The sequence below is a fragment of the Sphaerisporangium sp. NPDC049457 genome (assembly GCF_055586705.1).
Window position 1 is genome coordinate 93,438 of sequence record NZ_JBVJHR010000015.1, and the last position, 13,243, is coordinate 106,680.

Annotated in this window: 11 protein-coding genes; 5 read left to right on the top strand and 6 right to left on the bottom strand. The window is 71.7% G+C overall.

The genetic code is table 11. The annotated features are described in order from the left end of the window. Positions 1-3: 3 nt before the first annotated feature. Both ACZ6QO_RS23510 and ACZ6QO_RS23515 read right to left on the bottom strand, forming a co-directional pair. Positions 4-1,593, bottom strand: coding sequence for a flavin monoamine oxidase family protein (locus tag ACZ6QO_RS23510; RefSeq protein ID WP_465853734.1), 1,590 nt, complete (start codon positions 1,591-1,593; stop codon positions 4-6). A 116-nt stretch (positions 1,594-1,709) separates the two neighbouring features. Further along, positions 1,710-2,531, bottom strand: coding sequence for a class I SAM-dependent methyltransferase (locus ACZ6QO_RS23515; RefSeq protein ID WP_465853735.1), 822 nt, complete (start codon positions 2,529-2,531; stop codon positions 1,710-1,712). Positions 2,532-2,727: 196 nt separating this feature from the next. Here ACZ6QO_RS23515 and ACZ6QO_RS23520 point away from each other — a divergent pair, with 196 nt between their 5' ends. From ACZ6QO_RS23520 to ACZ6QO_RS23540, 5 genes are all read left to right on the top strand, one after another. After that, entirely contained in the window at positions 2,728-3,168 is a 441-nt protein-coding gene (locus ACZ6QO_RS23520) for an ArsR/SmtB family transcription factor (protein ID WP_465853736.1), read from the top strand. Between the two features lie 110 nt (positions 3,169-3,278). Next, the gene (locus tag ACZ6QO_RS23525; RefSeq protein WP_465853737.1) at positions 3,279-3,755 is read left to right on the top strand and encodes a VOC family protein; all 477 of its coding nucleotides are present in this window, start codon (positions 3,279-3,281) and stop codon (positions 3,753-3,755) included. A gap of 204 nt (positions 3,756-3,959) precedes the next feature. Beyond that, complete coding sequence (locus ACZ6QO_RS23530; protein WP_465853738.1) at positions 3,960-4,556, top strand: DUF6230 family protein; 597 nt, start codon at positions 3,960-3,962, stop codon at positions 4,554-4,556. Then, a complete protein-coding gene (locus tag ACZ6QO_RS23535; RefSeq protein ID WP_465853739.1) occupies positions 4,547-5,113 on the top strand; it encodes a DUF6114 domain-containing protein in 567 nt (188 codons plus the stop codon). Before ACZ6QO_RS23530 ends, ACZ6QO_RS23535 begins: the two co-directional genes overlap by 10 nt. A 61-nt stretch (positions 5,114-5,174) precedes the next feature. Further along, positions 5,175-6,185: a DNA polymerase ligase N-terminal domain-containing protein gene (locus tag ACZ6QO_RS23540; protein ID WP_465853740.1), complete on the top strand. Its 1,011-nt coding sequence runs from the start codon at positions 5,175-5,177 to the stop codon at positions 6,183-6,185. A 32-nt stretch (positions 6,186-6,217) separates the two neighbouring features. Here the strand turns inward: ACZ6QO_RS23540 and narI are convergent, their stop codons facing one another. Genes narI through ACZ6QO_RS23560 form a run of 4 tightly spaced genes read right to left on the bottom strand, consistent with a single transcriptional unit; the run spans position 6,218 to position 13,201 of the window. Next, entirely contained in the window at positions 6,218-6,955 is a 738-nt protein-coding gene (gene narI, locus ACZ6QO_RS23545) for a respiratory nitrate reductase subunit gamma (RefSeq protein ID WP_465853741.1), read from the bottom strand. After that, entirely contained in the window at positions 6,952-7,713 is a 762-nt protein-coding gene (narJ, locus tag ACZ6QO_RS23550; protein ID WP_465853742.1) for a nitrate reductase molybdenum cofactor assembly chaperone, read from the bottom strand. The genes narI and narJ overlap by 4 nt, the downstream gene beginning before the upstream one ends. Then, a complete protein-coding gene (narH, locus tag ACZ6QO_RS23555; protein ID WP_465853743.1) occupies positions 7,710-9,362 on the bottom strand; it encodes a nitrate reductase subunit beta in 1,653 nt (550 codons plus the stop codon). The genes narJ and narH overlap by 4 nt, the downstream gene beginning before the upstream one ends. After that, entirely contained in the window at positions 9,362-13,201 is a 3,840-nt protein-coding gene (locus ACZ6QO_RS23560) for a nitrate reductase subunit alpha (RefSeq protein WP_465853744.1), read from the bottom strand. Before ACZ6QO_RS23560 ends, narH begins: the two co-directional genes overlap by 1 nt. Positions 13,202-13,243 lie beyond the last annotated feature (42 nt).

Here is a 13,243-nt window from a genome sequence, read left to right on the forward strand (position 1 = left end):
CTGTCAGTGGGTGAGTACGCGCTGGTGGAGGTCGGTGACGGTCTTGCGGGCCGATTCCAGGGCGCCGGCCTGCCAGGCGATCATGTAGCTGAGCCAGTCGCCGGCGAAGTGGACGTGACCGGCCGGTCTGTTGAGGAGTTGGTAGGCGCCGGTGCGGGACGGCCAGCCGACCCAGGCGCCCTCGATGTGCGGCTGGAGCTTCCACGAGACCGACACCGAGGTGACGAACTCGTCGCGGTACTTCGCGCCGTGGATCTTCACGCCCTGCTCGATGGCGCGCCTCTCCCGCTCGGGATGCGTCAGCGCGGCGTAGGCGTCCTGGCCGGCGCCGGTGTTGTAGTAGCCGATGACCAGGCCGCGCCGCTTGCCGTACCCGTAGGACGGATACCAGACGACCGACAGGTCGAGGTCGGTGTTGGTGATGCCGCCGTAGATGTTCTCGTCGGTCTCCCACCAGCGGCGGCGGTACTCCAGGCCGATCTTGCCGGACGAGGTGACGGTGGGCGTGGCCAGGGCGGCCTGGACGTCGGGACCGAGGTTGTGCGGGGTCCTGGCGAGGATGTGCGGCGGCATGGCCGCGACGCAGAAGTCGCCCTTGATGGTGCGGGTCTTGCCGTGCTTGTCCTGGTACTCGACCTCGACGCCGCCGGGCAGGTCGGTGATCCTGGTGACCTTGGACCGCAGCAGGATCTTGTGCTTGCCGATGGCCTCGGCGAACGCCTTGGGGATGGCGTCCATGCCGCCGACCGGCTGGAACATCAGCATCGCCTGGTCGTATCCCAGCTCGAACGAGAACCGCTGGCCGACGCCGCTGGCGAGCACCTCCGACAGCGACGGTACGGGGCCGAGCGGGGTGCCGGGCTGCTCCCCCGCACCCGGGTCGACGCTGTGACCACGGCGTTCGCCGCCGGTGTAGGCGTAGCCGCTCGCCTTGCCGCCGATGGCGCCGAAGGAGCGCAGGAAGGAGAGGAGCCGTTCCTTGTCCTGCGCGGTGAGCTTGGCGTCGAGCGCGCCGCTGTCGGTCGCGGTGCTCAGCAGTTCGGAGATGTAGCCGTAGACGTCCGCCTTGGCGGTGCGCCAGGTGACCGGCGCCGTCATTCCCGCGGAGGCGTTGAAGATGTAGGTCTGCGCGTTGGAGTTGGTGAAGACCTCCAGGTCGACGCCCAGTTCGCGGGCGTAGTCCATGGTGACCATCCACTGCGCGAGGCGGGCGGGGCCGGCGTTCATGTAGATGCCGTCCGAGAAGCGGGCGATCTGCGTGGAACCGTCCAGCTCGGTGACCCGGTCACCTCCCCTGATGGTCCAGTTGCGGCCGCCGACCCGGTCGAGCGCTTCCAGGACGGTGCAGTCGTATCCGGCTTTGCCCAGTTCGTAGGCGGTGGCGAGGCCGGCCACGCCGGCGCCGAGGATGATCACCTTCTTCGCGGCGCGGCCGGTGAGGGTGAAGTCGGACGGCTGGGGCGGGTCGAAGCGGGTGCGGGCGGCCGCCTCCGCCGTGGGCGCGAGGCCGAGGGCGCCCATCGTGGCGAAGAGTGCGCCGGCGCCACCAGACGCGCCGACGGCCGTGAGGAATCCACGCCTGCTGTAATCCACAGACACCTCCAAGATCTCTTGAAGGAAGTCTGAGCGTGATCTATTGCTCCCATCCGACGATCACGTTTCGTCCGTATTTCTAGATATATGCGGGGTTGTAGCCCGGCGGCGTGCGGTCAGATGGTGGCCGAGGCGAGGAGCGCGGCGGCGGGGAGGCAGGCCAGGCCGTCCTTAGTGAGGTAGGGCGCGAGGATCGCGTGGTAGGCGTCCTTGACGCGTTCGATGGTGGCCGGATTCTGGCGGGCGATCACGGCGGCCGTGCGCGCGGTTCCGGTGAGGATGGCCGTCCACCATGCCGACGGATCGACTTCGTGCTCCCATTCCAGCACCTGGGCGCGGACCTCGGTGCAGCCGGCGTCCTCCAGCAGCCCGGCGAACGACTCCGGCGTGCCGTACGCCTGGAACGGGGCCTTCGCCGGGACGTCGGCCGGGCGCGGCACCCCGACCGCGGCGACGGCCTCGTCGAAGACGACGGTGGCACGCATTCGCGGGTAGTACCAGGAGGTCAGCGCCAACCGGCCGCCCGGGCGGACGACCCGCCGCAGTTCCCGCACGGCGGCGGGCGGGTCGCCGACGTGGTTGATGACGAGGTTGCCGACGGCCGCGTCGAACTCGTCATCCTGGAACGGCAGGACCGGCAGGGTGGCCTGCTGGACCCGCGCCTCCGGCAGGCGCCGCGCGGTCGCCGCGACCATCTCGGGTTCGGCGTCGGCGGCGGTCACGTCCGCGCCGCGCGACAGGGCGGCCGCGCTCACCCCACCGGGTCCGCAGCCGACGTCCAGGACCCGGCCGCCGGCGCCGACCCGCGCCGCGTCCAGGAGTGGTCCGATGAGGTGGGCGGTGAGCGTGGCCACGCCTCGGCTGTACGCCTCGCTGCGGCCACGCCAGCCGGCCCGCTCGAACGCGTCGAACTCCCCGGCCAGGCCCTCGTGTCCCATGCCGCCAGTATCACCCGGATGAGAAGCAGCGGCTTCCGCCAGCATGCGCATCACCCCGCGCGAACCACCGCCCGCCGGCGACGCACCGTTCTCCCGCGCCGCCGACGGCCTCGCCCACCACTCGGCCCGGGCCTTGACGGGGGACGAACACGGCGCGTATAAAACCATCAGGTTATAGAACCGAGAGGTAATGAGCATGGCCGCCGATGTTCTCGACGCGACGTTCGCCGCGCTGGCCGATCCGACCCGCCGGGCGATCCTCGCCCGGCTGGCGGAGGGCGAGGCCACGGTGACCGAGCTGGCCGCGCCGTTCGCGATGAGCCAGCCCGGGGTCTCCAAGCACCTGCGGGTGCTGGAGCGCGCCGGTCTCATCACCCGCGGGCGCGACGCGCAGCGCAGGCCCTGCCGGCTGCAGGCAGGCCCTCTGAAGGAAGCCATGGAGTGGCTTGCCACGTACCGGCAGTACTGGGAAGAGAGCTACCAGCGGCTGGACGACCTGCTCGTCGAACTGCAGGCCGCCAGATCGAGACCGCCGAGCGCTTCCGAGGCTTTCGGCACTTCCGACGGTTCCGGCGCTGCCGAGGGTTTCGGCGGGCTCGGCGGCGGGGCGGGTGGTGTCGAGGGGGCGGCTCCGTGATGCCAGCGTGCTGCGCACCCCCATGGAACGCGGCGTGAGCGAGGCGTACGACCGCCTCGCCGAGTTGCTCGACGAGATGACGACGAAATGAAGAATGAAGGTGGGACACGATGATCGAAACCGATGACGCGCAGCCGGGCTCTTCTGAGACCCAGAGCACCGCGGCCGGTGGCACCGCGGTCGAGGGGGTCACGCTCCCTGTGCGGCCGGGCGCGCTGCTGCTCGAACTGGTGCCGGTGCCCGTCTCCGACATCGACCGGGCGAAGGCGTTCTACTCCGAGGGCGTGGGCTTCAACGTGGACGTCGACGTCCGGCCGGCGGACGGAGTGCGGGTCGTCCAGCTCACCCCGCCGGGCTCCGCCTGCTCGATCGCCCTGACCGAGGGCATTCCGCAGGCCGACATGCCGACCGGCGCGATGCGCGGCCTGCATCTGGTGGTGAGCGACATCGAGGCGGCGCGCGCGGCGCTCATCGCGCGCGGCACGCAGGTGGGTCCCGTCGAGGACATGGGCGGCGTCTACTACGCCTACTTCGCCGACCCGGACGGCAACACCTGGACCCTCCAGCACATGCCCTGGCGCGACTGACGCCCGGAGTCATGGGTTCCGCGTCCGTCAAGATCTTCGCCGTCGCGGGTCATTTCTCATCCAGCAGCCAGTGATCAGCGCAAACGTACGACGATATCCGGCGTGGCCGGTTGATCGGCGGGCGGGCGGATCCTCATAGTCGCCTGGTGGCCGTACGGATCGTCACGGCCGCGCCTCAGCTCGCCGGCGACATGGAGTGTGACCATGCGTGAACAGGGTCGCGTGCGGTGGAAGCGCTTCGGCTTGATCCTCATACCCGCGACGGCCGCGGCCACGGTGCTGGTCGGCGCCACGGTGCAGGGCGCCATCGGCGCGTCCTTCGTCGTCGCCGGCACGCGGATCAAGGCGTCGGCCGACCTGGTGAGGGCGTTCGGCGACGAGGAGTTCGGCGGGATGGTGGAGACCAAGGACGGCCGGCAGATCCCCGTGTACATCATCGCGAACCGCCGCGCCGAGACCTTCAACCTCTGCCAGAGCTACGTGCTGCACACCCCCATCGGGCCCGTGACCATCAAGACCACCGCCGGGACGAACGGGCGCCCGGTGGTGGCCACGCGGCAGGTCATCAAGACGGAGATGCTCTCCGGCGACCTGCGCTACACCGACTTCGAACTCGGCCGTGACGCCAGCACCATGGACCAGGTCCCGGGCTTCTCGGGGCCGCCCGGGACGCCGGGCATCCAGGCGTCCAAGGTGGTGTCGCGCAACAGCAAGCAGATCTTCCTCGCGCTGAGCGCCGCGTCGCTCGAACTGCCGGATTCGACACTTCGCGTCCTTCTTGGAAATCACGAGTGCTTCTGACCACCGATGATCCTCAACCACGGCCCGGTCCCGACGCCCGTGAGGGGTACGACGGCCGCGACGTGCCGCGGGCGTCCGTCGTCGCCGGCGTGCCCGACGCGCGCGCCGGACGGGCGCGTGGACGGGCGCGTGGACGCGGAACCATGAAGGCGTGGCGGCGTTCGCGGCCGTTCTGGGGCGGCCTGCTCACCCTGGTGGCGGGGATGGAACTTCTCAGCATCCCCTTCTCGGTGGACGCGCTGCCGCTGATCATCCACTCGGTCGAGGCGGGACTGGCCTACCTGCTCTCCATCACGATGATCGTCCTCGGCATGCTGATCCTGTTCCAGCCGGCGCAGCGCGTCTTCCTCGGCGTCGTCGCGATCCTGCTGTCCATCACCTCGATCGTCTATGCCAACGTCGGCGGCTTCCTGCTCGGGATGATCCTCGGCCTGCTCGGCGGCGCGCTGACCGCCGCCTGGACGCCCGTCCCGGAGGCCGGGGGCACGTCCGCGGAGACCGAGAAGCAGACCTGCGGCACGGATCAGGCCATGCCGCCGGCGGAGCGCGGCCACTGAACGGCAAGCTGAACGGCAACGCGAAGGTGCGTCATCACCCAAGTCCGGGTACTAAACGGCAATGTCGGCTGACAAGCTGGATACCTACCGGAGCAAGCGCGACGCCGCCCGCACCCCCGAGCCGGTGCCCGAACCGGGACCGCTTCCCGCCGGGCACGACGACACGTTCGTCATCCAGGAGCACCACGCGCGCCGCCTGCACTGGGATCTCCGGCTCGAACGCGACGGCGTGCTCGTGTCCTGGGCGATCCCGAAGTGCCTGCCGCTCGACCGCAAGACCAACCACCTCGCCGTGCACACCGAGGACCACCCTCTGGAGTACGCGACGTTCGAGGGCGAGATCGCCCAGGGCGAGTACGGCGGCGGCCTGATGCTGATCTGGGACCGGGGCACCTACGAGACCGAGAAGTGGACCGACCGCGAGGTCAAGTTCGTGCTGCACGGCTCACGGGCGTCCGGCAGGTACGTGCTGTTCCCGACCGACGGCAAGAACTGGATGATCCACCGGATGGACCCGCCGCCGGAGGACATGCCGCCGCCCGCCGCCGACCTGCGTCCCATGCTGGCGGAGGACCGCAAACGGCTGCCGCGCGACCAGGAGGCGTACGGCTTCGAGTTCGACCTCGGCGGGACGCGCGCCCTGGCGATCCTCGGCGACGGCAAGGCGCGTTTCATCGGCGCGGACGGCGTGCCGCTCACGCCGGAGTCCACCCCGGGCCTGGACGAGCTGGCCGGTCTCGGCAAGGCCGTGTGGGGCCTGCCCGCCGTGCTCGACGGCCGCATCGCCGACATCGGCGGCGCCGCCACCTACATGATCTTCGACGTGCTGCGACTGAACACCGGCGACCTGCTCGGCAGGCCGTACCGGGACCGGCGCCGCACGCTCGACCACCTGTCGCTGCGCGACCGCCGCTGGCAGCCGACCCCGTGGTTCCCCGGCGACGGCAAGGCCGTGCTGAAGGTGGCGAAGGACCAGGGCATCCCCGCCGTCCTCGCCAAACGCCTCGACAGCGCCTACCTCCCCGGCGCCCGCTCCCCGTACTGGCTCCGCCTCCCCCTGCACCTCGCCTGAGCCCGCCGCCCCGATCGGACGGGCGGCGCGGGTCAGGGACGGCCGGCCGGGTCCCAGGCGGAGCGGGGGCGGCGGCGGGCGCGGGAGACGTCGTCCCGGCTGCGGTAGACGATGTACGGGCGGGTGAGGTAGCCGACCGGCGCGGTCAGCATGTGCACCAGGCGGGTGAACGGCCAGACCGCGAACAGCAGCATCGCGCTGATCGCGTGCAGCTGGAACAGCACCGGGGCCTGCGCCATCGGCCCCGCCTCGGGGTGGAGGGCGAAGATCGAACGGAACCAGGGCGAGATGGTGGTCCGGTAGTCGTAGCCGCCGCCCAGGATGTTGGCGGCGACCGTGGCGGCCAGCCCGAGCACGATCGTGAGCGTCAGCATGGCGTACATCAGCTTGTCGTTGCGGGTGGTCGCGGAGAAGACCGGTCCGACGGTGCGGCGGCGGTAGACGAGGATCACCAGGCCCGCGAGCGTGCAGAAGCCCGCCACCGTGCCGAGCGCGACGGCCGCCAGGTGGTAGGCCTCCTCGCTGACGCCCGCCGCCTCGGTCCATGACTTGGGGATCACCAGGCCGCCGATGTGGCCGAGCAGGACCACCAGGATGCCGAAGTGGAACAGCGGACTGCCCACGCGCAGGAGCCGCGACTCGTACATCTGGGACGAGCGGGTGGTCCAGCCGAACTTGTCGTAGCGGTAGCGCCAGAGGTGCCCGAGCGCGAAGACGGTGAGGGCCAGGTAGGGCGCCACCACCCACAGCAGCGTGTCCAGGGCGTTCACCGTCGTCCTCCCGGCAGGCGCCCTCCGGTCATGTCAGGACCACGGAGAGGTCCGCGGGTCCCGTGCGCGGCGTCCCCGCGTGCTGCGTCCCCGCTCGCGGCGTTCCCGTGCGCGGCGTCCCGGCCGGGGACGGGGCTCGCGAGCCGGGGGTCGGCGGGGGCGCCGAAGGGTTCGAGGCCGACCTCCTCCTCGGGCGGGCCCTCGGCGGCCAGCCGGGCCGCGGCGGCGCGCTCCCGGGCGGTGGGCTCGGGAAGCGTGGCGAGGACCGCGGCGACCACGTGGACGTACGGCGAACCCTCGTCCCGCAACGCCTCCTTGAGCACCTCCAGCCCGGCGCGGTGCTCGCGCAGCAGCCGCGTGGCCTGGACGGTGCCGCCGCGTCCGGACAGCTCGCAGACCACGGCCAGGTGGTCGGGCAGCTCGTCGCCGGCCGGCTCGAACCCGGCGCCGCGGTAGGCGTGCTTGAAACGCAGCAGCGCCGGACCCCGCTTGCGGGTGTCGCCGCAGGCGTAGTAGGTGAGGTAGAGGCAGCAGCGCCGCTTCAGGTCGAACGTGGCCACGTAGTGCGCGGCCAGCTCGGCGAGCGGGGTGGCCGCCGCGTGGTCGAGGAAGGCGGCCAGATGGGTGGCGGCCTCTCCCCGGGGCAGGTCCGCCACCGTGGCGGCCAGCACCGGCAGCGCCTCGGCCAGCCGCTCGCCGGGATAGTCGAGCAGAATGGACGCGGCCATGTGCACGGTCCGCGCCCGCGGGTCGTTCATGATCGCCCCTCGCGCTTGGGGAACATGCCGTCGGGCACGCCCTTGCCGTCCCAGTTGAGCAGGTTGACCCGGCCGCGCAGCTCGTCCGCCTGCTCCAGCCCGTCGCTGGTCTGGCGTTCCCTGAGAGCGTGGAAGGTCTCCACGGCGACGGGCGCGGGCGTGCCGGACGCCTCGCCGAACGGACCGGCCATGCCAGGGCCGCCCTCGTAGTCGAGGCTGCACCCGGTCGCCGACTCCTCCAGCCGCTCGGCCTGCTCGGCGTGCGCCTTGGGAATGACGTACCGCTCGTCGTAGGCGGCGATGGCGAGCAGCCGGTACATCTCCTCGACCCGGGCGCCGGTCATGCCGACGGCGGCGGCGATGGACTCGTCCGGCCGCCTGCCGAGGTTGACGTCCCGCATGTAGGAGCGCATCGCGGCCAGGCGGCGCAGCACCGCCCGGACCGGCTCGGGGTCGCCCGCGGTGAACAGCTCGGCCAGGTACTCGATCGGGATGCGCAGAGCGTCGATGGCGCCGAACAGGTTGCCGGCCCGCTCGCCGTCGTGCCCGGTCTCGGCGAGCGCGTCGACGACCGGGGACAGCGGCGGGATGTACCAGACCATGGGCATGGTGCGGTACTCCGGATGCAGCGGCAGCGCCAGGCCGTAGTCGAAGATCAGCTTGTGCACCGGGGAGCGCCGGGCGGCCTCCAGCCAGTCCTCCGGGATGCCGGACGCGCGGGCGGCGGCGATCACCTCGGGGTCGTGCGGGTCGAGCATGACGCTCTTCTGCGCCTCGTACAGCGCGGTCTCGTCGGGCACGGACGCGGCCTCGGCCACCCGGTCGGCGTCGTACAGGATCAGGCCGAGGTAGCGGAGCCGGCCGACGCAGGTCTCCGAGCACACGGTGGGGATGCCGACCTCGACCCGCGGGTAGCAGAAGGTGCACTTCTCGGCCTTGCCGGTGCGGTGGTTGAAGTACACCTTCTTGTACGGGCAGCCGGTGACGCACATGCGCCAGCCGCGGCAGCGGTCCTGGTCGACCAGGACGATGCCGTCCTCCGAACGCTTGTACATGGCGCCCGACGGGCACGACGCGACGCACGACGGGTTGAGGCAGTGTTCGCAGATGCGCGGGAGGTAGAACATGAAGGCCCGCTCGAAGTCCAGCTTGACCTGGCCCGACAGCTTGCCCAGCACCGGGTCGGCGGCGGTGAGGCGCGGCGCTCCGGCGAGGTCGTCGTCCCAGTTCGCGCTCCAGGTGATCTTCGTGGGCTCGCCGGTGATGAGCGATCTCGGGCGGGCGACGGGCGTGTCGGCCTGGGCGGGGGCGGAGAAGAGCCGGTCGTAGTCGTAGGTCCAGGGCTCGTAGTAGTCGCCGATGGACGGCATCAGCGGGTTGGCGAAGATGGTGACCAGCTTGCGCAGCCGCCCGCCGGCCTTGAGCCGCAGCCGGCCGCGCCGGTTCAGCTCCCAGCCGCCGCGCCACTTCTCCTGGTCCTGGTAGGTGCGCGGGTACCCCTGCCCGGGGCGGGTCTCGACGTTGTTGAACCAGACGTACTCGACGCCGGCCCGGTTGGTCCACGCCTGCTTGCAGGTCACCGAGCAGGTGTGGCAGCCGATGCACTTGTCGAGGTTCATCACCATGGCGAGCTGGGCCATCACGCGCATCAGTAGTCCACCTCCTGCGAGCGGCGGCGGATCACGGTGATCTCGTCGCGCTGGTTGCCCGTCGGCCCGAGGTAGTTGAAGGCGAACGAGAGCTGGGCGTACCCGCCGATGAGGTGCGTCGGTTTCATCAACAGGCGGGTGAGCGAGTTGTGGATGCCGCCGCGCCGCCCGGAGGTCTCGCTGATCGGCACGTCCACCACCCGCTCCTGCGCGTGGTACATGTACACGGTCCCTTCGGGCATGCGGTGGGAGACCACGGCCCGCGCGACGACCACGCCGTTGCGGTTGACCGCCTCCACCCAGTCGTTGTCGGCGACGGCGGCCCGGGCTGCGTCGGCCGGGCTCATCCAGATGGTGGGCCCGCCCCGCGACAGGCTGAGCATCAGCAGGTTGTCCTGGTATTCGGAGTGGATGGACCATTTGGAATGCGGGGTCAGGTACCGCACCGTGATGCCCTGTTCCTCCCCGCCCTCGCCGATCGCGGGCTCGCCGAACATCGCGGTCATGTTCAGCGGCGGCCGGTAGAGCGGCAGCGCCTCCCCCGCCTCGTGGATCCAGTCGTGGTCGAGGTAGAAGTGCTGGCGGCCGGTCAGGGTGTGCCAGGGCTTGGCGTGCTCGACGTTGATGGTGAAGGCCGAGTACCGCCGCCCGCCGGTCTCGCTGCCCGACCACTCCGGCGAGGTGATCACCGGCACCGGGCGGGCCTGGGTGTCGGCGAAGGTGACGCGGCGGTGCTCGTCGGCGAGACCGTCGAACGAGGTGCCGGTGCGACGGCCGAGGGTGGCGAACCCCTGGGCCGCCAGCCGGCCGTTGGTGGTGCCCGACAGGGCGAGGATGGCCTCGCACATGTCGGTGTCGCGGGCCAGGGACGGGCGGCCGGCGGCGACGCCGTCCCGTACGGCGCCGTTGGTGCGGCGCAGCAGGTCGGCCTCGGGCGCGACGTCGAAGGTGACGCCCTTGGTGGTGGCGCCGAGCCGGTCGGCCAGCGGGCCGAGCGCGGCCATCTTCTCGGCGATCGCCCCGTAGTCCCGTTCCACCACGGCGATCTTTGGGAAGTTCCGGCCGGGCACCGGGGTCTCGCCCGTCTCGCGCCAGTCGCGCACCCGGCCGTGCGGGTTGGCGAGCTCGTCGGGGGTGTCGTGCAGCAGAGGCACGGCGACCACGTCCCGGCGGACGCCGAGGTGGGTGCGGGCGAGCGCGCTGAACTCGCGGGCGATGGCGTGGAAGGCGGCGAAGTCGGTGCGGGTCTGCCAGGGCGGGTCGATGGCCGGGCTGAAGGCGTGGACGAACGGGTGCATGTCGGTGGAGGACAGGTCGTGCTTCTCGTACCAGGTGGCGGCCGGGAGCACGATGTCGGAGAACAGCGTCGTGGAGGTCATCCGGAAGTCCAGCGACAGCAGCAGGTCCAGCTTGCCCTCGGGCGCCTCCTCCCGCCACCGCACCCCGTCCGGGCGGTGCTCGGGCCCCGCCTCGCGGGCGCGCAGCGAGGAGTCGGCGCCGAGCAGGTGCCGCAGGAAGTACTCGTCGCCCTTCGCGGAGGAGCCGAGCAGGTTGGCCCGCCAGACGGTGAGCACCCTCGGCCAGTTGCGCGGGTCGTCGGGGTCCTCGCAGGCGAAGCCGAGCGTGCCCGCGGCGACCCGCGCGGCGATGTACGCCCCCGCGTCCGGCTCCCGGCCCGCCGCGTCCTCTCCCGGCCGCGTGCCCGCCGTCGCGTTTCGTGGCCGTGCGCCCGTCTCCCGTCCGGTGTCCGGGACCGCGGCCCGGATCTCGTCGGCCAGGTCGAGCGGGTTGCGGTCGAAGGTGGGGTAGGACGGCATCCAGCCCATCCGCGCCGACTGGGAGAGCAGGTCCGCGGTGCTCTTTCCCGCGAACGCGCCGGCGCCGAGGGGCGAGGACACCACGTCGGCGCGGTAGGTGTCGTAGCGCCACTGGTCGGTGTGCAGGTACCAGTAGGCGGTGCCGATCATCTGACGGGGTGGCCGCGACCAGTCGAGGCCGGAGGCGAGGTGCGCCCAGCCGGTGACCGGGCGGCACTTCTCCTGGCCGACGTAGTGCGCCCAGCCGCCGCCGTTGACCCCCTGGCAGCCGGTGAGGGTGACCAGGGCGAGGAACGCCCGGTACATGGTGTCGGAGTGGAACCAGTGGTTGGTCCCCGCGCCGAGGATGATCATCGATCGGCCCCCGGACTCCTCGGCGTTGCGGGCGAACTCCTGGGCGATCCTGATCGCCCGGGCCGCCGGCACGCCGGTGATCTCCTCCTGCCAGGCGGGGGTGTACGGCTCGGCGGCGTCGTCGTAGCCGGTCGGCCAAGCGCCGGGCAGGCCGTCGCGGGCCACGCCGTAGTGGGCGAGCATCAGGTCGAAGACCGTGGTGACCAGGTGGCCGCCCACGCGGCGGGCGGGCACGCCGCGGCGCAGCACCCCGCCGCCCTGGTCGAACCGGGGCAGCGCGACGGGCACCGCCTCCGCCGGTCCAAGAGCCGCCCCATCCCCGCCGGCCCTGCCGTCCCCGCCGGCCACGCCGAGGCCGGGGGCCGCCGGCCCGTCCGGCGCGGTCCCGGCCCGCTCGCCGCGCAGCGTCAGGGCGGGGTCGGTCTCGCCCAGGTCCAGGTTCCACCGCCCCTCGCCCGCCGCGGCGTAGCGGAAGCCGAGGGAGCCGTTCGGCACCACCGGCTCGCCGGTCCGCCGGTCCAGCAGCACCGTCTTGAACGCCGCCTCCTCGCCGCCGTCGCCGAGGTCGGCGGCGGTGAGGAACTTGCCGGGCACGTACGACCCGTCGTCGCGCTCGTCGAGCCTGACCAGGAACGGCAGGTCGGTGAAGCGCCGGACGTAGTCCACGAAGGCGGGCACCGGACGGTCGAGGAAGAACTCCTTGAGGATCACCTGTCCCATGGCCATCGCCAGCGCCCCGTCGGTGCCGGGGTGCGGCGCCAGCCACTCGTCGGCGAACTTCGCCGCGTCGTTGTAGTCGGGGGCGACGACCACGACCTTCTGGCCCCGGTAGCGGGCCTCGGCCATCCAGTGGGCGTCCGGCGTGCGGGTCACCGGCACGTTCGAGCCCCACAGCACCAGGTAGGCGGCGTCCCACCAGTCGGCGGACTCCGGCACGTCGGTCTGGTCGCCGAACACCTGCGGCGAGGCCACCGGCAGGTCGGCGTACCAGTCGTAGAACGACAGCATGGAGCCGCCGACGAGCGAGACGAACCGGGCGCCGGCGGCATGCGAGACCATCGACATGGCCGGGATCGGCGAGAAACCGGCCACCCGGTCGGGGCCATAGGTCCTGATGGTGTGCACGTGGGCGGCCGCGATGATCTCGGTGGCCTCCTCCCAGGTGATCCGCACCAGGCCGCCCTTGCCGCGGGCGGACTGGTAGCGGCGCCGTCTGGCCGGATCGGAGATGATCTCCGCCCAGGCCGCGACGGCGTCCCCGAGCCGGGCCTTCGCCTCGCGGTACATCTCGACCAGCACGCCTCTGGCGTACGGGTAGCGCACCCGGGTCGGCGAGTAGGTGTACCAGGAGAACGCCGCGCCTCGCGGGCAGCCGCGCGGCTCGTACTCCGGCCGGTCGCCGCCCGCGCTCGGGTAGTCGGTCTGCTGGGCCTCCCAGGTGATGACGCCGTCCTTGACGTACACCTTCCAGGAACAGGAGCCGGTGCAGTTCACCCCGTGCGTGGAGCGGACCACCTTGTCGTGGCTCCAGCGGTCCCGGTAGAAGACGTCACCCTGCCGGCCGCCGATCTGGTGCAGCGTCCGCAGGTCCTGCGACACCGTTCCCGGCCGCAGATGACGCCCGAACCGCACAAGAGCGTCCTCGAACGGCCCGTCCGTTGCCGACATGAAAGCCTCTTTCTCGTCTTCCCGATGCCGGGATTTTGGGCA

Bases quoted from the DNA above. Each gene is read 5' to 3' on its own strand.
- ACZ6QO_RS23515 (WP_465853735.1), bottom strand. From the start codon at position 2,531: ATGGGACACGAGGGCCTGGCCGGGGAGTTCGACGCGTTCGAGCGGGCC.
- ACZ6QO_RS23520 (WP_465853736.1), top strand. From the start codon at position 2,728: ATGGCCGCCGATGTTCTCGACGCGACGTTCGCCGCGCTGGCCGATCCG.
- ACZ6QO_RS23525 (WP_465853737.1), top strand. From the start codon at position 3,279: ATGATCGAAACCGATGACGCGCAGCCGGGCTCTTCTGAGACCCAGAGC.
- ACZ6QO_RS23530 (WP_465853738.1), top strand. From the start codon at position 3,960: ATGCGTGAACAGGGTCGCGTGCGGTGGAAGCGCTTCGGCTTGATCCTC.
- ACZ6QO_RS23540 (WP_465853740.1), top strand. From the start codon at position 5,175: ATGTCGGCTGACAAGCTGGATACCTACCGGAGCAAGCGCGACGCCGCC.
- narJ (WP_465853742.1), bottom strand. From the start codon at position 7,713: ATGAACGACCCGCGGGCGCGGACCGTGCACATGGCCGCGTCCATTCTG.
- narH (WP_465853743.1), bottom strand. From the start codon at position 9,362: ATGCGCGTGATGGCCCAGCTCGCCATGGTGATGAACCTCGACAAGTGC.
- ACZ6QO_RS23560 (WP_465853744.1), bottom strand. From the start codon at position 13,201: ATGTCGGCAACGGACGGGCCGTTCGAGGACGCTCTTGTGCGGTTCGGG.